12 protein-coding genes and 1 pseudogene are annotated in these 19,429 nt (G+C 71.6%); 8 read left to right on the top strand and 5 right to left on the bottom strand.

What is annotated here, in order from left to right:
* The first annotated feature begins 94 nt into the window (after positions 1-94).
* Both ACFRFC_RS34145 and ACFRFC_RS34140 read left to right on the top strand, forming a co-directional pair.
* Positions 95-751, top strand: a complete 657-nt coding sequence (locus tag ACFRFC_RS34145; protein WP_382689140.1) for a GntR family transcriptional regulator — start codon at positions 95-97, stop codon at positions 749-751.
* 471 nt (positions 752-1,222) lie between these two features.
* Positions 1,223-2,068, top strand: a complete 846-nt coding sequence (locus ACFRFC_RS34140; protein ID WP_382689143.1) for a hypothetical protein — start codon at positions 1,223-1,225, stop codon at positions 2,066-2,068.
* A gap of 137 nt (positions 2,069-2,205) precedes the next feature.
* Here ACFRFC_RS34140 and ACFRFC_RS34135 read toward each other — a convergent pair whose 3' ends face one another.
* The gene (locus tag ACFRFC_RS34135) at positions 2,206-3,651 is read right to left on the bottom strand and encodes an MFS transporter (protein WP_382689146.1); all 1,446 of its coding nucleotides are present in this window, start codon (positions 3,649-3,651) and stop codon (positions 2,206-2,208) included.
* A gap of 95 nt (positions 3,652-3,746) precedes the next feature.
* Between ACFRFC_RS34135 and dusB the strand changes: the two genes are divergently transcribed.
* Positions 3,747-4,988 (top strand): tRNA dihydrouridine synthase DusB, encoded by a 1,242-nt coding sequence (gene dusB / locus ACFRFC_RS34130; protein ID WP_382689149.1) that lies wholly within the window; start codon positions 3,747-3,749, stop codon positions 4,986-4,988.
* Between the two features lie 141 nt (positions 4,989-5,129).
* On the opposite strand, the gene ACFRFC_RS34125 is transcribed toward dusB, so the two are convergent.
* On the bottom strand, positions 5,130-7,064 hold the full coding sequence (locus ACFRFC_RS34125; RefSeq protein ID WP_382689153.1) for a glycogen debranching N-terminal domain-containing protein: 1,935 nt from the start codon (positions 7,062-7,064) through the stop codon (positions 5,130-5,132).
* Positions 7,061-8,644, bottom strand: coding sequence for a hypothetical protein (locus ACFRFC_RS34120; RefSeq protein WP_382689156.1), 1,584 nt, complete (start codon positions 8,642-8,644; stop codon positions 7,061-7,063). Before ACFRFC_RS34120 ends, ACFRFC_RS34125 begins: the two co-directional genes overlap by 4 nt.
* Before the next feature lie 121 nt (positions 8,645-8,765).
* Between ACFRFC_RS34120 and ACFRFC_RS34115 the strand changes: the two genes are divergently transcribed.
* The 5 genes and pseudogenes from ACFRFC_RS34115 (at position 8,766) to ACFRFC_RS34095 (ending at position 16,082) form a co-directional block, all read left to right on the top strand.
* Positions 8,766-9,977 (top strand): ROK family protein, encoded by a 1,212-nt coding sequence (locus ACFRFC_RS34115; protein ID WP_382689159.1) that lies wholly within the window; start codon positions 8,766-8,768, stop codon positions 9,975-9,977.
* Between the two features lie 492 nt (positions 9,978-10,469).
* The gene (gene ppdK, locus ACFRFC_RS34110; RefSeq protein WP_382689240.1) at positions 10,470-13,226 is read left to right on the top strand and encodes a pyruvate, phosphate dikinase; all 2,757 of its coding nucleotides are present in this window, start codon (positions 10,470-10,472) and stop codon (positions 13,224-13,226) included.
* 268 nt (positions 13,227-13,494) lie between these two features.
* A complete protein-coding gene (locus tag ACFRFC_RS34105; protein ID WP_382689162.1) occupies positions 13,495-14,655 on the top strand; it encodes an alkaline phosphatase PhoX in 1,161 nt (386 codons plus the stop codon).
* 147 nt (positions 14,656-14,802) lie between these two features.
* Positions 14,803-15,750: pseudogene (locus ACFRFC_RS34100) on the top strand (SMP-30/gluconolactonase/LRE family protein).
* A gap of 134 nt (positions 15,751-15,884) precedes the next feature.
* Complete coding sequence (locus ACFRFC_RS34095) at positions 15,885-16,082, top strand: ferredoxin (RefSeq protein WP_382689165.1); 198 nt, start codon at positions 15,885-15,887, stop codon at positions 16,080-16,082.
* Between the two features lie 56 nt (positions 16,083-16,138).
* Here ACFRFC_RS34095 and nirD read toward each other — a convergent pair whose 3' ends face one another.
* Entirely contained in the window at positions 16,139-16,510 is a 372-nt protein-coding gene (nirD, locus tag ACFRFC_RS34090) for a nitrite reductase small subunit NirD (protein ID WP_382689168.1), read from the bottom strand.
* On the bottom strand, positions 16,507-19,167 hold the full coding sequence (gene nirB / locus ACFRFC_RS34085; RefSeq protein ID WP_382689171.1) for a nitrite reductase large subunit NirB: 2,661 nt from the start codon (positions 19,165-19,167) through the stop codon (positions 16,507-16,509). Before nirB ends, nirD begins: the two co-directional genes overlap by 4 nt.
* Between the last annotated feature and the right edge of the window lie 262 nt (positions 19,168-19,429).

Raw genomic sequence — 19,429 nt, 5'->3', positions numbered from 1 at the left:
GCTTCTTGTGGGAAGTTAGGGCACTCATCGGGTACGGTCAACCACATCTGATAGGAAGATTGAGGAGGCGGCAGTGGCAGGCACCGTGGCTCGGATGGCCGCATACCTGAAGGCCCGTATTGACCTGGGCACTCTCGAGCCTGGGAACAAACTCCCGCCGACTCAGGCCCTGATGAAGCAATTCGAACTGAGCGACAACGCCGTGTACCGAGGAATCGCACTGCTCAAGGCAGAGGGCTACCTCTACTCCCAGCAGGGCAAGGGCGTGTTCGTCTCCGACCGCCGCAGGCTGATCGTTGGCGAGAAGCGGATTGAGGGCATCGCTCAGCGGAACGAGACCATCAATCACCAGCGGAGCGTCCGGGTGGAGGCCCCTGACTGGGTCGCCGACCACCTGGGCTCGGGCCAGTGCGTGAACCGCGCCCGGACCGTGACCCGGGGGACCGTTGTACTGCAGGCGTCGCAATCCTGGGTGCACCTCGACGTCGCCGAGATCGTGCCCGAAGTGGATGAGCCCCAGGCATGTGACCCCACATGGCAGGCCGTCTACCAGGACCGTTCAGGCAACACCGTGCAGGTCGCCTCAAAGACCGTGGACACCCGGATGGCCACCGCCGACGACTGCGAGGCGCTCGAACTCACCGAGCCCGCACCCGTACTGGTGATGCGCAGCGTGTATGTGACGGGGAACAAGGTGATCGGCGTCGGCGAAGGTCTGTACGCCCCTGGCCATCCCCTCTCGCTCGCCTGAGCCCCGACTCAGCGGAGACGAGGGCGCCGGGAGGAGAACTGAGGAGGGCGTGATGGCAAACATGGCCCACGGCGGCGCTGAACAACCCTTCAGCCGGACTCCTCTTGTGGCGCGTTGAACCCACAAGCGGCCATCTCGTGTGGCCTGGACGGCCGTCCTGGCGACGCTGAGCGGTACCTGACGGAGGCGGATCGTACGGCGCAGCGGCACCCGCCGGGTACTCGCACACCCCCTGGCTGAGGCCGTGGGAGTGGCCGCCTAGTCCCTCGGGAACGGTCACCGCGCTGCGTCCGCCAGGAGTGGACGTTCGCCGCCCCGGCCCTCGGTGTGATCAAACCGCTGGCCGACGGAGACACCCCGTCCCTGGGTGAACTGGCGATAGCCTCCTCACTCCCCGCCGTCCACGTCGCAGCCCTCGTCTCCGAGCTGGTCGCGGCCGGTGTCGCCGCCGTCAGCCGGAGAAGGTAGCCGATGTTCACTGCCCCTGAGCAAGCCGTCAGGGACCGCATGTTCTCCGCCCGCGGCACGGCGTGCGCCCTGCTGGGCCTTGCCGACGTGGCGGGCGGAGGGGTGTGGGGGTACAGCGGCCGCACACTGTCCGGGGCCGTCGCCGCCCCGGACGGTCCCGCGTGGCTGCGGCTGGTCAGCGAAATGAGCGGCAAGGCGGGCGGGAAGCTGTGGGAAGGCCCTCGGGAGGCGGCAGGGGCCGTCCCCCCGGCCGTGCCCCGGCCGAGGCTGCTCGGGCTGGTGGACTGGTCGGCCGACGGCTGGGACTACCGGGCCGAGCTGTACGAGCAGGTCGACACACCGCCGGTGTCCTCCAGCCCGGTCCTTCGCGATGGGGTGGACGTGCCGGATGTCTGGTGGCACGACCTCCGCCGGGCCCTCGATCGACTCGCCCTCGTCGGCACCGGCCGCCAGGCCGTGCGCGAGCCGTACATCCGCCGCCGTGTCCCGGAGTTCACCGGCATCACCCCCGGCGAGATCACCTGGGCCACCGCACACGGTGACCTTCACTGGGCCAACCTCACCGGACCACGGCTGACCCTCATGGACTGGGAGGGCTGGGGCACCGCCCCCGTCGGATACGACGCCTCCTGCCTGTTCCTGCACTCCCTGCCGGTACCGGCCCTCGCGGAACGGGTCCGCAAGGAGTTCGCCCATGTCCTGGGCACCCCCGTCGGCCGGGTGGGTGAGCTGACAGCCTGCACCGAGATCCTCCAGGCAGCCGCCCGCGTGCCGTTCTACACCGACCTGGCGGACGCCGTCCGGCAGCACGTCGACCGCTTGAGGCAGGCCGTCGGGTCCGGCAGCTGACCCGGCCATCGAACCGGCACCCGTACGGACACCACGTCACTCACACGGGCACCACTTCAGTCGGCCCCTGACGCGACGCCTTCGCCGGGACCTGGCTCCCAGCGTCAACCCGCCTCCCCACCAGCGCCCCCCGGCGCCTACCGCCCCACCCCCACCACCTCCCGCGCCTCCCCCGACTCCAGCCGCTCCGCAGTCCGTTCCGCCGTCCCCCGGGCCCACCGTCCGCTGGTCAGCAGGCCGATGACGAGGACGGCGACGCCGCAGGCCACCATGACCCACCACCCCGGCCGGGCCGCCGCCACGAACGCGTCGGCGTACGACGCGCCCGCGAGCCCGGCCGCCAGTACCGCGCCGACGACCGCGACGCCCAGCGTCTGGCCCAGCTGGCGGCTGGTGGAGGCGACGGCGGAGGCCACGCCCGCCTGGGAGACGGGCATGCCGGACACCGCCGTATTGGTGATGGGCGCGTTCACGAAGCCGAAGCCGATGCCGAACAGCAGGTAGCCCAGGAACAGCGTCACATCGGACGTCTCGGCGTGGAGCGCGGCGAACATCAGCGAACCCGCCGTCATCGCCACCCCGGCGATCAGCAGCGGCACCCGTGGCCCCCGGCTGCCCACCAGCCGCCCGGAGATCGGGGCGCACAGCATCGTCGGTACGGCCATCGGCAGCATCCACAGACCGGCGTGCAGGGCGTCCAGGCCCCGGACGTTCTGGAGGTACAGCGTCGACAGGAACAGGAAGCCGCCCAGCGCGGCGAACGAAGCGATCGCGATCACCGTCGCGCCACTGAACGGCGCCGAGCGGAAGAACCGCAGATCGATCAGCGGCTCGGCGCGGCGCGGCTCCACCCGGAGCAGCGCGACCAGCGCGATCACCGCGACGGCGGCGAACGGCAGCACGTACCCGAGTCCCGCGTGCGGCGCCTCGATGATCGCGTACGTCAGGGAGCCGAACAGCAGGATGATCAGGATCTGCCCGACCGGGTCCGCGCGGCGCGGCTTCGCGGCCCGCGACTCCGGCACGAACCGCAAGGTCAGCAGCAGCGCGGCGATCCCCACCGGGATGTTGATCCAGAAGATCGCCCGCCAGTCCACCACCTCCACCAGCAGCCCGCCGACCAGTGGACCGATCGCCATCGAGATACCGACCACCGCACCCCAGGCGCCGATCGCCCGGGCCCGTTCACGGGGATCGGTGAAGGTGTTGGTGATGATGGACATGGCGACCGGGTTGAGCATCGAACCGCCGATCGCCTGGACCATGCGGAAGGCCACCAGCGTCTCCAGATTCGGCGCCACCGAACACAGCGCCGAGCCCAGCGTGAAGATGATCAGGCCCAGCTTGAAGACCCGTTTTCGGCCGATCCGGTCGGCCGTGGAGCCCGCCAGCATCAGCAGCGAGGCGAGAACGAGCGTGTACGCGTCGATCGCCCATTGCAGACCCGAGGTACTCGCGTGAAGATCGCGCTGAATCGACGGCAGCGCGACATTCAGAACGGTGTTGTCCAGGCTCACGATCAGCAGGCTCATACAGCAGATCGCGAGCACCAGCATGCGTCGGCGGGAGCTGAGCTGAGACATGAATTCCACTGTACGCCGACATCGATAGTGCGGCTAACTAACGAAAAGCCTCGCAACGGACATCGCCTCCTCCCCCCACCCGGCACAATGGAGGAATGCCCACGCCCGCCACCCCCGCGCAGCCCCCGCTGTCGATCGGTCCGTACACCGTCCGGCCGCCCGTCGTCCTCGCCCCCATGGCCGGGATCACCAACGCGCCCTTCCGCACCCTGTGCCGGACCTTCGCCGAAGGCGGAGCCTTCCCCGGAGGCGGAGACGGAGGCGGAGACGGAGAAGGGGAAAAGGACGGAGGGCGAGAAAGGGATGGCACCGGCGGCGGCAAGGGCCTCTTCGTCAGCGAGATGATCACCACCCGGGCGCTGGTCGAGCGCAACGAGAAGACCATGCAGCTGATCCACTTCGACGCCACCGAGACCCCGCGCTCGATCCAGCTGTACGGCGTCGACCCGGCCACCGTCGGCAAGGCCGTCCGCATGATCGCCGAGGAGGGCCTGGCCGATCACATCGACCTGAACTTCGGCTGCCCGGTCCCCAAGGTCACCCGCAAGGGCGGCGGCTCGGCCCTGCCCTACAAGCGCCCCCTGCTGCGCGCGATCCTGCGCGAGGCCGTCACCGGCGCCGGCGCGCTGCCGGTGACGATGAAGATGCGCAAGGGCATCGACGACGACCACCTCACCTACCTCGACGCCGGCCGGATCGCCGTCGAGGAGGGCGTCACCGCCATCGCCCTGCACGGCCGTACGGCCGCCCAGCACTACGGCGGCACCGCCGACTGGGACGCCATCGCCCGGCTGAAGGAACACGTCCCGGAGATCCCGGTCCTCGGCAACGGCGACATCTGGTCCGCGAAGGACGCGCTGCGGATGGTCGCCGCCACCGGCTGTGACGGGGTCGTGGTCGGGCGCGGATGCCTCGGGCGGCCGTGGCTCTTCGCCGACCTGGTCGCCGCCTTCGAGGGGCGGCCGCACGACGTCGCCCGTCCGGCGCTGCGCGAGGTCGCCGACGTCATGGTCCGGCACGCGACGCTGCTGGGGGAGTGGATCGGCGACGAGTCACGCGGCGTCATCGACTTCCGCAAGCATGTCGCCTGGTACCTCAAGGGCTTCGCCGTCGGCTCGGAGATGCGGGGGCACCTCGCGATCACCTCGACCCTCGCCGAACTCCGCTCCGGGCTCGACGAACTGGACCTGGATCAGCCCTGGCCGTCCGGCGCCGACGGGCCGCGCGGACGTACCTCCGGCAACAACCGGGTCGTCCTGCCGGACGGCTGGCTGAAGGACCCGTACGACTGCGCGGGCGTCGGGGTGGACGCCGAACTGGACACCTCCGGCGGCTGATCACTCCCCACCGGGAAGGCGTCCCCCAAGGCTCTCAAGGGGCGCGGGGCCGTATCGATGTGCGGCTCCGCCGCGTGGGCGCGAGCAACCCCAACGAACCCGCACCCGCGCAGCCACCGCACCCCTCACCCCCACAGGCGCCTAAACGCCCCCGACCGCGGTCAACAGGGCCAGGGGCGAGGCCGCGGCCCGAGACTCCCGCACGCACGCATGCGCATAAGGAACCGGCCCCTCCCCACCCCGCTCGTACCCCGCGTACACCTCCGGCAGCCGTCCGCCCATCGCCACGGACGCCGCCACCACGCCCTGCGCCACCGCCCGCGCCTCGTCGTGCAGCCCGTACCGGGCCAGGCCCAGCGTGATCAGCGCGTTGTCGTGCGGCCACACCGAACCGCGGTGGTACGACAGCGGGTGGTACGCCTGCTGCCCGGCCGCCAGCGTCCGTACGCCCCATCCGGAGAAGAAGTCCGGCTCCAGGAGCCGCCGGCCGACCACCTCCCCGTACTCCTTGTCCAGCAGCCCGGACCACAGCAGATGCCCGGCGTCGGACGCCAGCGCGTCCAGCGCCCGGCCCTCGCCGTCCAGCGCCAGCGCCGGGAACGCGCGCTCGGACATCCAGAAGTCCCGCTGGAAACGGTCCCGCAGATCCGCCGCGGCCTGTTCGAGCAGCGCCGCGTACGTCTCGTCGCCCCACACCGTGCGCGACAGCCACGCGGTGCGGCGCAGGGCGTCGTACGCGTACCCCTGCGCGCCCGCCGCCATCACCGGTCCGGACGGACGGCTGCCGTCGGCGGAGCAGATCGCGCCGGGGGAGTCCTTCCAGTTCTGATTGGCGAGGCCGCCGCGGTCGGCGCGGTAGACGAGATAGCCGCGCGAGGTCAGCCCGCCGTGGTCCAGCATCCAGCCGACGGCCGCGCGGGCGTGCGGCTCCAGGCGCCGGGCCAGCACGCTGTTGCCGGTCTGCTCGACATACGCGCCGAGCAGCACCAGGAAGAGCGGGGTCGCGTCCACCGACCCGTAGTACCGCCCGTACGGGACCTGCCCGAAGTGCGCCAGCTCGCCGTGACGCACCTCGTGCACGATCTTGCCGGGCTGGGCCACCGCGTCGGCGTTGGTCCGGGTGGCCTGGGTCGCGGCGAGCGCGGGGAGCGTGGCGGCGGCCAGCTGCGGCCGGTAGGGGAGCGCGAACAGGGAGGTCAGCAGGGCGTCCCGGCCCAGCAGGCTGAGGAACCAGGGGGCCCCGGCGGCCGGGACGCGCAGCTCCTCGCCGTCCGGGCCGGTCGCCGGTACGTGCAGGATGGCGAGGTCCGCCAGGCCGCGCGTACACGCCGCCGCCAGCTCCGGCCAGCCGGTCGGGAAGGCCACGCCCTCCATGAACGCGGCCTCCTGCGACCGTACCCACTCGGTCACCGCGCGCGGGGAGCGCGGCACCCGCAGGGCCCGCTTCTCGCCGTGCGGCCGGGCCATCACCCGCAGCAGCAGCTCGGCCGTGCCGTGCGGCGGGAGATCGAGGGCCCAGACGAGGCGGCGGGCGCCGGTGCCGGTCTCCTCGACGGCGTCCGGGGCGGGCTCGGCGGTGACCGTCGTGGAGGACGTCCACTCGCCGCGCCGGTAGCCGAACTCCACCCCGTCGTCCAGGATCTCGCGGCGGCGCACGGCACCGGTCTTGGCGTAGGTGCGGTGGTCGGAGCGGAGTTCGAACTGGTCGGTGAAGTCGGCGTCGACGGTGAGCGCCAGCTGCACGGTGACCGGCACCGGGCGGTTGCTGGTCACCCGCAGCGACTCCACGAAGGAACTCTCCGCGACCGCCTGTTCCCGAAAGAGCGTGCACGCGGGCGGCTCGGTGCGCCCGCCGCGCGGTACGAGCACACACCGCGCGGTGTCGCCGCCGCCGACCGGCGCGAGCGCCTCCGGCACCGCCCCGTCCACGGTGAGCTGCCAGCGGCTCAGATGCCGGGCGTCGCGCACGAACAGGCCCTCGGGGGAGCCGCCGTGCCGTACGCCGCTGATGTGTCCGCTGTCGTCGACGGCCGCGAACGTGCCGCCGTACACGAGCAGATGCTGACGGTCCGTCATCCCCGGTCCCCTCCCTCGGCCGTGGCGGAGTCCGCGGCCGGTGCCATGGCTTGCAGCAGGTCGAGCGTGAGCGCGGCGGTCCAGCCGAAGCCGGCCGCGCCGCATGCCTCGCCGGTGTACGGGTCGACGTACTCGGCGAATCCGGACGTGCGCGCGCTGTCCACGAGGGCCGCCCGCAGGGCGTCGGCCCGCTCCGGCTCGCCGTGGACGCGCAGCCCGCGCTCCACCAGCCAGCCGGTGTTGAACCAGGCCGGCCCGCGCCAGTACCGGTGCGGGTCGAAGGACTCGCCCAGCAGGTCGTAGCTGGGCACCAGCCGGGTGGTGGCACCCAGGCCGAAGTGCGGGCCGGTCAGGGTGGCGACGAGGGTGGCGGCGATCTCGCGCGGCAGCGTCGGCAGCAGCAGCGGGATCAGGCCGGACACGGCCCGCTCGGGGATCAGTCCGCCACCGCGCAGATCGCGGCACAGGAACATCCCGGCGGCCGGGTCCCACAGCCGCTCGATCAGCACCGCGGTGAGCCGCTCGGCCCGCGCGTGGCGGGCGGTGCCGCTCGCGCCCAGCTCGCGGGCGATGCCCGCCAGCGCGTGCTCGGAGGCGATCAGCAGGGCGTTGAAGGCGGGGTCCTCGACAGCGAAGCCGCCGACGCGGGCCGACGGGCCGACGTGGGCCGACGGGCCGCTGCGGGCCGAGCCGCCGATGTGGGCCGAGCCGTCGGCGTGGGCCGAGCCCCGGACGTGGGCCGAGCCGCCGGTACGGGCCGACCGGCCCGCGGGGGCGGCGGAGATGCCGGAGACACCGGAGATACCGGCGAGGTGGGCGTAAGGCACATCGGCGTACGCGCGGTCCCGGTAGTCCGCCGCCAGCCGCACATACCGCCCGTAGTCCAGGTCCGTCGGCCGGTCCTCGGCGGCGCCGTGGTCGAGGTCGGCGCGGCGGAAGGAGCGGGCCGGGGCCGGGACGACCCGGGCGAGCGGGGCGTCCCAGGCCGGGCTGTTGTCCATGCCCTGTTCCCACGGGTGGACCACGGACGCCAGCCCGCCGCCGCCGAGGTCGCGGCGGTGCAGCAGATACCGGTGCCAGGCGGCGAGCTTCGGGTACATCCCGGCCAGAAAGCCGCGCGCCCGGGACAGCACGGGGTCGGCCAGATGGGTCAGCCAGACGGCCAGCGCATGCACGGGTGGCTGCACGATCCCGGACGTCTGTACGGTGCGCGGAGCGCCGGCGGACCGTCCGGCGGTCGAGGAGCGCCAGAAGTCGGGGCTCGGGAAGTAGGCGTCGAGCGGCACGGAGGGGTTGAAGACGATGTGCGGGACCCGTCCGTCACCCCACTGGGCGCCGAACAGCGTCTCCAGCTCGATCTGGGCCCGTAACGGCGACAGATGCCGCAGGCCGATCGCGATGAACGCGGAATCCCAGGACCACTGGTGCGGATACAGCCCGCGTGAGGGCACCGTCGAGGTCCCGGTCCAGTTCTGCTCCAGCACCCGGGCGGCGGCGAGCCGGGACGAATCCGGCGGCGGGGGATCGTATGCGATCTCCCGGTGCGCAGGTCGGGCGGTGAGTTGGGCGGTGCGATCCACTCGGGGCTCCCCGAAAGACATCCGGTCGGGTCGGTTCGGTCTTGGCCATCGTAGAGTTACGTCTATTTAACATGCAAAACCCAGGATGTAATGCAGACTTGGGAAACACAAGGGGGTGCGCATGACCGGTCGGATCGGGACTCAGACCAGCGCCGGTGAGCTGCTGGAACTCGTCCGCAGCGGACGCGCCACCACACGCGGCGCGCTCCAGCAGGTCACCGGTCTGTCCCGGGCCACGGTCGGGCACCGCCTGGACCGCCTCTTCCGCGCGGGCTGGCTGCGCGAGGGCGCCGGCGGCCCGGTCGGCTCCCCGCTCGGCGGCCGCCCCTCGATCACCCTGGAGTTCGACGACGAGCATGCCGTCGTCCTCGCCGCCGACCTCGACACCCGGCACGCCCGCGCCGCGCTGCTCACCCTGACCGGCGAGATCCTCGCGGAGAGCGGCGGCACGCTGGTGGTGGAGGACGGCCCCGAGCCGGTGCTCGGTGAACTCGGCGGCTGGTTCGCCGAGTTGCTGCGCAAGGCCGGGCGGCGCCCCGAGGAGGTCTGCGGCATCGGCCTCGCGGTGCCCGGCCCGGTCGACACCGACACCGGCAAGGTGATGGAGCCCCCGATGATGCCGGGCTGGGACGGGTACGACATAAGGGGCCGCCTCGCCCGCTCCTTCACCGACCACACCGGCTCCACCGCCTTCGTCCCGGTCCTCGTCGACAACGACGCCAACCTCATGGCGTACGGCGAACAGCGCACCGGGCACCCGGGCTGCGCCGCCTTCGTCCTGGTCAAGGTCTCCACCGGCATAGGCGCGGGGGTCGTCGTCGGCGGCAAGCTCTTCCGGGGCATCGACGGCGGCGCGGGCGACATCGGCCACATCCGGGTCCCGGAGGGCGCGAAGGCGCTGTGCCGGTGCGGTTCCTACGGCTGTCTCGCCGCCGTCGCCAGCGGGGGCGCGGTGGCCCGGCGGCTGGCCGAGGCCGGGGTGCCCGCGGCGTCCGGCTCGGATGTGCGCGAGCTGCTCGCGGCCGGGCATCCGGAGGCGGCGGCGCTGGCCCGGGAGGCCGGGCGCAGTGTGGGGGAGGTGCTGGCGACGGTGGTGACGCTGCTCAACCCGGGCGTCCTGATGATCGCCGGGGACCTGGCGGGCATCCCCTTCCTGACCGGCGTACGGGAGCTGCTGTACCAGCGGGCGCTGCCGCGCTCCACCGCTCATCTGGAGGTCGTGACCTCGCGGCTGGGGGAGCGGGCCGGGCTGGTGGGCGCCGGGGCGCTGGTGGTGGAGCATCTGTACGCGCCGGAGCGGGCCGAGGAGCGGTTGCGGGCGCTCGGGGTGTGAGTTGCGGGCGCTCGGGGTGTGAGCGCACGCTCGGGAGATGAGCAGTGGGTTTCCTCCCGGGTTGCCTGCCGGGATTCCTCCCGGGTCGCCTCTCCGGATCTCTCCCGGGTCGCCTCCCCGGATTCCTCCTTGGTTTCCTCCCGGTTTCATCCGTTCGCCACCGGTCCGCATGGTGATACCCCGTCGCCCTCACGGGCGTGATTCTCGCCACCCTTGATAAGGGTTCCGCTCAGATGAGCGAGTTGTGATCGACTGCACTTCTCAAAGAGTGGCACTGAGTGCCAATCGATGATCGTTCATCGAGCGAAATCAAACGTGCCATATGGCGCTCATGTGAGCGGAATGTGGCGCGTGGATCGATGATCGCGTTCAAGAAGTGAACACATGCGCGCGCGATTTCTTGCCAAGCCTTGACTTTCGATCCGGTGGCGGACGCGTGGTTACAGGCGCATGACGCACAAGTGGACGTACCCAGGCGCCTTGGATCTGGGTATGTTCCCGGCTGTCAGGGCAGCCACCGAGTCCTTCGAGGAGTTGGGACCCGTGTCGGAAAACCAGAAATTCGTTTACGACTTCACCGAGGGCAACAAGGACCTTAAGGACCTTCTCGGCGGTAAAGGCGCGAACCTCGCGGAGATGACCAATCTGGGCCTTCCGGTCCCGCCCGGCTTCACCATCACCACCGAGGCGTGCAAGGTCTACCTCGACAGTGGCGAGGAACCCGCGGCACTGCGTGACGAGGTGAGCGCTCATCTGGACGCGCTGGAGCAGCGCATGGGCAAGAAGCTCGGCCAGGCCGACGACCCGCTCCTGGTGTCCGTACGCTCCGGCGCGAAGTTCTCCATGCCGGGGATGATGGACACGGTCCTGAACATCGGCCTGTCCGACAAGTCGGTGCAGGGTCTGGTGCGGCAGTCCGGCGACGAGCGGTTCGCCTGGGACTCCTACCGGCGCCTCATCCAGATGTTCGGCAAGACCGTCCTCGGCGTCGACGGCGATCTCTTCGAGGAGGCGCTGGAGAAGGCCAAGGCCACCAAGAAGGTCACGGTCGACACCGAGCTGGAGGCGGCCGACCTGAAGAAACTGGTCACCGCCTTCAAGAAGATCGTCAAGAGGGAAGCCGACCGGGACTTCCCGCAGGACCCGCGCGAGCAGATGGACCTCGCCATCAAGGCGGTCTTCGACTCCTGGAACGGCGACCGGGCCAAGCTCTACCGCCGCCAGGAGCGCATCCCGCACGACCTCGGCACCGCCGTCAACGTCTGTTCGATGGTCTTCGGCAACCTCGGCCCCGACTCCGGCACCGGCGTCGCCTTCACCCGCGACCCCGCCTCCGGCTACCAGGGCGTCTACGGCGACTACCTCCAGAACGCCCAGGGCGAGGACGTCGTGGCGGGCATCCGCAACACGGTCCCGCTGGCCGAGCTGGAGCAGATCGACAAGAAGTCGTACGACCAGCTGATGCAGATCATGGAGACGCTGGAGAACCACTACAAGGACCTCTGCGACATCGAGTTCACCATCGAGCGCGGCCAGCTGTGGATGCTCCAGACCCGGGTCGGCAAGCGCACGGCGGGCGCGGCCTTCCGGATCGCCACCCAGCTCGTCGACCAGGGCCTGATCGACGAGGCCGAGGCCCTCCAGCGGGTCACCGGCGCCCAGCTGGCCCAGCTGATGTTCCCCCGCTTCGACGAGGACGCGAAGGTCCAGCGGGTCGGCCGGGGCATCGCGGCGTCGCCGGGCGCGGCGGTCGGCAAGGCGGTCTTCGACTCGTACACCGCGGTGAAGTGGTCCCGCTCCGGGGAGAAGGTCATCCTGATCCGCCGCGAGACCAACCCCGACGACCTGGACGGCATGATCGCCTCCGAGGGCATCCTGACCTCGCGCGGCGGCAAGACGTCCCACGCGGCGGTGGTGGCGCGCGGCATGGGCAAGACGTGTGTGTGCGGCGCGGAGGAGCTGGAGGTCGACACCAAGCGCCGCCGGATGACCGTCCCGGGCGGTCATGTGGTGGAGGAGGGCGACGTCATCTCCATCGACGGCTCCTCGGGCAAGGTCTACCTGGGCGAGGTACCGGTGGTCCCCTCGCCGGTGGTCGAGTACTTCGAGGGCCGGATGCACGCGGGCGCGGACGACGCCGACGAACTGGTCGCGGCCGTGCACCGCATCATGGCCTTCGCCGACCGCAAGCGCCGGCTGCGGGTGCGCGCCAACGCGGACAACGCCGAGGACGCGCTGCGGGCCCGTCGCTTCGGGGCGCAGGGCATCGGCCTGTGCCGCACCGAGCACATGTTCCTGGGCGACCGCCGCGAGCTGGTCGAGCGGCTCATCCTGGCGGACCACGACGAGGAGCGCGAGAAGTCCCTGAAGGACCTGCTGCCCCTTCAGAAGAAAGACTTCGTGGAACTCTTCGAGGCGATGGACGGCCTCCCGGTCACGGTCCGTCTCCTGGACCCGCCGCTGCACGAGTTCCTCCCCGACATCACGGAACTCTCGGTCCGGGTGGCCCTGGCCGAGTCCCGCCAGGAGCCCCACGAGAACGAACTCCGCCTCCTCCAGGCCGTCCACCGTCTGCACGAGCAGAACCCGATGCTGGGCCTGCGCGGTGTCCGGCTCGGCCTGGTCATCCCCGGCCTGTTCACCATGCAGGTCCGTGCCATCGCCGAGGCGGCGGCGGCCCGTAAGGCGGCCAAGGGCGACCCGCGCGCCGAGATCATGATCCCGCTGGTCGGCACGGTCCAGGAGCTGGAGATCGTCCGCGACGAGGCGGACCGGGTCATCGCCGAGGTGGAAGCGGCGACCGGCACCCAGCTCAAACTGTCCATCGGCACGATGATCGAACTGCCCCGCGCGGCCCTGACCGCCGGTCAGATCGCCGAGGCGGCCGAGTTCTTCTCCTTCGGCACCAATGACCTCACCCAGACGGTGTGGGGCTTCAGCCGCGACGACGTCGAGGCGTCCTTCTTCACCGCCTACCTGGAGAAGGGCATCTTCGGCGTCAGCCCCTTCGAGACCATCGACCGCGACGGCGTCGGCTCCCTGGTCGAGCTGGCCGCCAAGGCGGGCCGGGCCACCCGCCCCGACCTCAAACTGGGCGTCTGCGGCGAACACGGCGGCGACCCCGAGTCCGTCCACTTCTTCCACGAGGTGGGCCTGGACTACGTATCCTGCTCCCCCTTCCGCATCCCGGTCGCCCGCCTGGAAGCGGGCCGGGCGGCGTCCCGGTCAAAGGGCAGCGACCACCGCTGACCCTGCCCGCCCGCCATGGAGAAGGGCGGCACCCTTGTGCGGGGGGTGCCGCCCTTTGCGCTGGGCCCGCCTCGCGTGGGCCCCCGTTCGGCGTCCGCCCCGCCCTGCGTTCACCCGGCCCGGCGTCCGCCCCGCTTCCGTCACGGCATGTCCATGACCTGTCCATCCCGTTCCCACCCCGTCCCCACCCCGCTCCCATAGCGTCCCACTCCGCACGACCCCGTCGCCGACCGGCGGCGGGCCGGTCACGGCACCTCCTGGAGTGAGAGTGGAACGTCGTCACCTTCTGCGTGCGGCCGTCCTCGGCGGCTCGGCGGCTGCCCTCGGGGGCAGTCTGTGGCGGGGCGCGGCCTACGCGGCCCCGGCCCAGCCCGGCACCGGTCCCTACGGGGCGCTCGGCGCGGCCGACGCCAACGGCATCAGACTGCCCAGCGGGTTCACCAGCAGAGTGATCGCCCGCTCCGGGCAGGCGGTCCCCGGCACCTCGTACACCTGGCACAACGCCCCCGACGGAGGCGCCTGCTACGCCGACGGCAGTGGCTGGATCTATGTCTCCAACTCGGAGATAAACCCCTCCGGCGGCGCGAGCGCGGTGAAGTTCTCGGCCGCCGGTACGGTCACGGCGGCGTACCGGATCCTGTCCGGCACCCGTACCAACTGCGCCGGGGGCAAGACCCCGTGGAACACCTGGCTGTCCTGCGAGGAGGTGTCCCTCGGCTACGTCTACGAGACCGACCCCTGGGGCGTCGGCGCGGCCGTCCGCCGGGACGCCATGGGCGCCTTCAAGCACGAGGCCGCCGCCGCCGACCCGGTCCGCCAGGTCGTCTACCTCACCGAGGACGAGACCAACGGCCGCTTCTACCGCTTCGTCCCGGCCACCTGGGGCAATCTCTCCGCCGGCACCCTCCAGGTGCTGGTCGCCGGCACCGCCACCTCCGGCTCCTTCAGCTGGGCCAATGTCCCCGACCCGGACGGCTCCCCGACCACCACCCGCACCCAGGTCTCCGGCTCCAAGTCCTTCAACGGCGGCGAGGGCTGCCACTACGCCGACGACACGGTCTGGTTCACCACCAAGGGCGACAATCGCGTCTGGCAGCTCAATCTGACGAACAACACCTATGAACTGGCCTACGACGACTCCCTCGTCACCTCCGGCACCGCGCCCCTGACCGGCGTCGACAACATCACCGGCGCCGCCTCCGGCGACCTCTACGTCGCCGAGGACGGCGGCAACCTGGAGATCTGCGTGATCACCCCGGACGACGTGATCGCGCCGTTCCTGCGCATCGACGGCCAGTCGGCCTCCGAGATCACCGGCCCGGCGTTCTCCCCCGACGGCCGTCGGCTGTACTTCTCCAGCCAGCGCGGCACCAGCGGCAGTTCGTCCGGCGGGATCACCTACGAGGTCACCGGCCCGTTCCGGTCGTAAGGCGGCTTCCGGGGCGGTCGAACCGGCCGTCCACCGGTGACGGGTGGGGCTCGCGGGAACTCCCGCCGGGGCGAAGGCGTTACGCACGAACGAAATCCCGGCGAGTTCACCGAGCCCCACCCGTCCACCGACACGGAGGCACGAACCATGACCCGGATCCACCCCTCCCGCCGCTCCTTACTGACCGGCGCCACCCTCGCGGCGGTCGCCGCGACCACCGGCACCGCCCGAGCCGACTCCGCCGACGGCGGCTCCGCGCCCTGGCCCACGGAGTTCCCGCTCCCCGACGGCTTCCTCCCCGAGGGCATCACCATCGGCAGCCGCCCGTACGCCTACCTGGGCTCCCGCGCCAACGGCGCGATCCTCCGCACCGACCTGCGCACCGGCCGGGGCGAGCTCCTCCACCCGGGCGCCCCGGGCACCGTCTCCATCGGCCTCAAACTGGACTCCGACGGCCTGCTCCACATCGCCGGCGGCGGGGGCGGCACCGCCAGGATCATCGACACCCGCACCGGCGAGCTGCGCGCCACCCACACTCTCACCACCGCCACCCCCGCCTTCATCAACGACGTCATCCTGACCGGCGACCGCGCCTGGTTCACGGACTCCCGCAACCCGGTCCTGTACGGCGTCCCGCGCGCCCAGGGTGCCAAGGACATCCGCGAGCTGCCCCTGACCGGCGACTGAGTCCAGCTCCCGGACGTCAACAACGCCAACGGTGTGGTCGCCACGCCGGACGGCAAGGACCTGATCGTCGTCAAGAGCACCCCCGGCGAGCTGTACCGCGTCTCCCTGCGCACCGGCGCCGCCCGCCGCTTCACCCTCACCGGCGCCGACTCGGTGGCGGCCGGCGACGGCCTCGTCCGCATCGGCCACACGCTGTACGTCGTCCAGAACCGCCTCAACCAGGTCACCGTCTGGGACCTGGACCTCGCCCGCACCCACGCCACCCTGCGGCGCACGATCACGGACCCCCGGTTCGACATCCCCACCACGGCCGCCCGCCACGGCAACCGCCTCTACCTGGTCAACGCCCGCTTCACCAGCCCCCAGCTTCCCGGCACCACGTTCAACGCGGTGTCGGTGCCGCTCTAGCTGCCGCCCGCTGACCTTGCCGCTCACCCGAAGGGGCGAAGCCTGCCCCTCCGGGTGAGCGGCGGGGGCCGAGGGGCGGGCACGCTGGCGGTCACAACGGTGGAATCCGCCGTTCCAGACCGCTAGGAGCTTCCATGACCAAGGTGTCCATCGACACGGACCACTGCATCGGGGCCGGCAACTGCTATCTCACCGCCCCCGCGGTGTTCGACCAGGACGACGACGGCTTCGGGACCGTACGGCCCGGCAAGGAGGACGGCGGGGGCGATCCGCTGTTCCGGGAGGCCGCCCGGGGGTGTCCCGCCCAGGCGGTCGTCCTCACGGAGGACTGACTCCACGCAGGACTGACTCCACGCAGGACTGACCGGGGACTGACCGGGGACCCGCCTCAGGCCGCCCGTACCTCGTACACCCGCACCCCCACCCCCTCCTCGTCCAGGCAGCGGCCCGACCGGAGGTCGTAGCGCTGCTTCAGGAGGGGGGACGCGACGAAGGGGCGGCCCTGGTGGGTGCCGGTGAGGCCGCGCGAGAGGACGGCCGCGCCGCCGAACGGGTCGCGGTTGTCGATGGCGTACAGCGCTCCCGTGCGGTCGCGGAACAGGGCCACCTGGTCGCCGTCCGGGAGCAGCGCGGCCACGCCCCGGCCGGGGAGCAGGGCACGCAGATCGCAGACGGTCAGCCAGGTGTCGGGCGAGAGGCGGATCTGGACCTGCTGACCGGTCGTCGCGGGCGGACCGGTCGTCTCCGGGGCCATGGTCATCGCTGGGCGGTTCCTTCCAGGACGGGGCCGGCGGCGGGGCGGCGGCCGATGGCGAGCAGGGGCAGATCGGGCTTGATCTGGTCGCGCTCGGGGACGAAGCCGACGACCGGGTCGGGCGTGTCGGGGGCGTTCACGAACGACACGAAACGGGCCAGCTTCTCGGGGTCGGCGATGGTCGTCGCCCACTCGTCGCGGTAGTGCGCCACATGGTCGGCCATCAGCCGCTCCAGCTCCGCGCAGATGCCCAGGGAGTCCTCCACCACCACGTCCCGCACATGGTCCAGGCCGCCCGGCAGCCGCTCCAGCCAGGTCGAGGTGCGCTCCAGACGGTCCGCCGTGCGGATGTAGAACATCAGGAAGCGGTCGATCAGACGGATCAACCCGGCGTCGGTCAGATCCTGCGCCAGCAGGTCCGCGTGGCGCGGGGTGGCGCCGCCGTTGCCGCCGACGTACAGATTCCAGCCGTTCGCCGTGGCGATCACGCCGAAGTCCTTCGACTGGGCCTCCGCGCACTCGCGGGCACAGCCCGAGACGGCCGACTTGAGCTTGTGCGGGGCGCGCAGCCCCCGGTAGCGCAGCTCCAGGTCGATCGCCATCCGCACCGAGTCCTGCACGCCGTACCGGCACCACGTCCTGCCCACACAGGACTTCACCGTGCGCAGCGCCTTGCCGTACGCGTGCCCGGACTCGAAGCCCGCGTCCACCAGCCGCGTCCAGATCAGCGGCAATTGCTCCACCCGCGCCCCGAACAGGTCGATCCGCTGACCGCCGGTGATCTTCGTGTAGAGCCCGAAGTCCCGTGCGATCTCACCGATCACGATGAGCTTCTCGGGGGTGATCTCACCGCCGGGGATCCGCGGTACGACGGAGTACGAGCCGTTCTTCTGGAGGTTGGCGAGGAAGTGGTCGTTGCTGTCCTGGAGCGCCGCCTGCTCGCCGTCCAGGACATAGCCGCTCGCGCCGATCGTGGGGGCGAGGGAGGCGATCACCGAGGCCACCGCCGGTTTGCAGATCTCGCAGCCGTCGCCGTCGCGGGCGCCCTCACGGCCGTACCGGCCGAGCAGCTCGCGGTACGTGGTGACGCGCAGGGCCAGGACGATCTCGTACAGCTCCTCGCGGGTCTGGGCGAAGCAGCCGCACAGGCCCTTGTCGACCTCGACGCCGCTCGCCTCCAGCTCGGCGGTGACCAGCTGGCCCAGCACCTTGACGCAACTGCCGCACCCGGTGCCCGCCCTGGTGCACTTCTTCACCTCGGGGACCGTGGCGCAGGAGTGGTCCGTCACCGCCGCGCGGACCGCGCCCTTGGAGACGTTGTGGCAGGAGCAGACCACCGCCTCGTCCGGCAGCGCGGACGGCCCGAGCTGGGCGCCGCCCACCGCCCCGGCCGGCAGCACCAGCGACTCGGGGGCGAGGGGCGGGACGGAACCGGTCAGCGCGCGCAGCGTCCCGTACGCGTCCGCGTCGCCCACCAGGATGCCGCCCAGCAGGGTGCCGTCCCGGCCCATGACCAGCTTCTTGTACAGCCCCGAGCGGGCGTCGGAGTACACCACCTCCAGACAGTCCGCCGCCGTGCCGTGCGCGTCGCCGAAGGACGCCACGTCCACGCCGAGCAGCTTCAGCTTGGTGGACAGATCGGCGCCCGTGAACGCGGCCTCGGCCGCCGCGATGGTCGCCGCCGCCGTCTGCGCCTGCTCGTACCCCGGCGCCACCAGCCCGTACACCCGGCCGTCCACCGTCAGCGCGCACTCGCCGATCGCGAAGACCGACGGATCGGTGACCGTACGGCACTGCGCGTCGACCGTGATGCCGCCGCGCTCACCCACCGCCAGCCCGCAGTCCCGGGCCAGCTGGTCGCGCGGGCGGACACCGGCGCTGAACACCACCAGGTCGACGGCGAGTTCACCCCCGTCCGACAGCCGCATCCCGCTGACCGCGCCCGCCGCGTCGGTGAGGATCTCCTGCGTGCCCACCCCCGTGTGCACGGTCAGGCCCATGCCCTCGATGGTCCGCAGCAGGGCCGCGCCTCCGCCGTCGTCCACCTGGACCGGCATCAGCCGGGGCGCGAACTCCACGATGTGCGAGGTGAGTCCGAGCCCTTGCAGCGCCCCGGCCGCCTCAAGACCGAGCAGCCCGCCGCCGACCACCGCGCCGACCTTCGCCCCCGCGCCCGCACCCGTCCCTGTCTCCGTTCCCGTCCCCGTCCCCGTTCCCGCCTTCGCGTACGCCTCGATGGCGAGCAGGTCGTCGATCGTGCGGTACACGAAACAGCCCTCGGCGTCCTTGTTCGCGACCGGCGGTACGAACGGGTAGGAGCCGGTGGCCAGGACGAGGGTGTCGTAGGCGAAGACGTGCCCCGAGCGGGCGGTGACCGTGCGCGCCGCCCGGTCGACCGTCACCGCCGGGTCGCCGATCCGCAGCTCGATGCCGTGCGCGTCGATGAACTCCGCGTCGGTGAGGGAGAGTTCCTCGGGGGTGCGGCCCGCGAAGTACGACGTCAGCCGGACCCGGTCGTAGGCCGGGCGGGACTCCTCGCACAGCACGACCACCCGGTGCGTGGCCGTCAGACCGCGCTCGGCGAGCGCCTCCAGGAAGCGCTGGCCGACCATGCCGTGTCCGATGAGCACGATCGTGGGGGTGGCCCCCGGGGCGTCGGTCATTCAGGTGCCTCCGTCGCTACCACTCGCGCATTCGACGTCATGCACCGCAGCCTGCGGGGCGGGTGTTACCCGGCCGCATCCCCCCTGTTTCCCGAGGGGAACGCTGCCCTCAGCGGGTGGGGCGGGCCGGTGTGAGGGGTGTGCGTCGCCGGCGCGGCCGGATGCCCGCCGTGTTCCTCGCGCCCCCCGGCAGACGGGCAGATGGGCCGACGGGCAGATGGGCAGACGGGCCGACCGTCCGGACCTCAGATCCCCCTCAGGA

The organism is Streptomyces sp. NPDC056734, assembly GCF_042790455.1.
Classification (GTDB): Bacteria; Actinomycetota; Actinomycetes; order Streptomycetales; family Streptomycetaceae; genus Streptomyces.
This window is presented reverse-complemented; position numbering and strand designations above follow the sequence as displayed.

Bases quoted from the DNA above. Each gene is read 5' to 3' on its own strand.
- ACFRFC_RS34125 (WP_382689153.1), bottom strand. From the start codon at position 7,064: ATGACGGACCGTCAGCATCTGCTCGTGTACGGCGGCACGTTCGCGGCC.
- ACFRFC_RS34115 (WP_382689159.1), top strand. From the start codon at position 8,766: ATGACCGGTCGGATCGGGACTCAGACCAGCGCCGGTGAGCTGCTGGAA.
- ppdK (WP_382689240.1), top strand. From the start codon at position 10,470: ATGTTCCCGGCTGTCAGGGCAGCCACCGAGTCCTTCGAGGAGTTGGGA.
- nirB (WP_382689171.1), bottom strand. From the start codon at position 19,167: ATGACCGACGCCCCGGGGGCCACCCCCACGATCGTGCTCATCGGACAC.
- nirD (WP_382689168.1), bottom strand. From the start codon at position 16,510: ATGACCATGGCCCCGGAGACGACCGGTCCGCCCGCGACGACCGGTCAG.
- ACFRFC_RS34140 (WP_382689143.1), top strand. From the start codon at position 1,223: ATGTTCACTGCCCCTGAGCAAGCCGTCAGGGACCGCATGTTCTCCGCC.
- ACFRFC_RS34135 (WP_382689146.1), bottom strand. From the start codon at position 3,651: ATGTCTCAGCTCAGCTCCCGCCGACGCATGCTGGTGCTCGCGATCTGC.
- ACFRFC_RS34095 (WP_382689165.1), top strand. From the start codon at position 15,885: ATGACCAAGGTGTCCATCGACACGGACCACTGCATCGGGGCCGGCAAC.
- ACFRFC_RS34145 (WP_382689140.1), top strand. From the start codon at position 95: ATGGCCGCATACCTGAAGGCCCGTATTGACCTGGGCACTCTCGAGCCT.
- dusB (WP_382689149.1), top strand. From the start codon at position 3,747: ATGCCCACGCCCGCCACCCCCGCGCAGCCCCCGCTGTCGATCGGTCCG.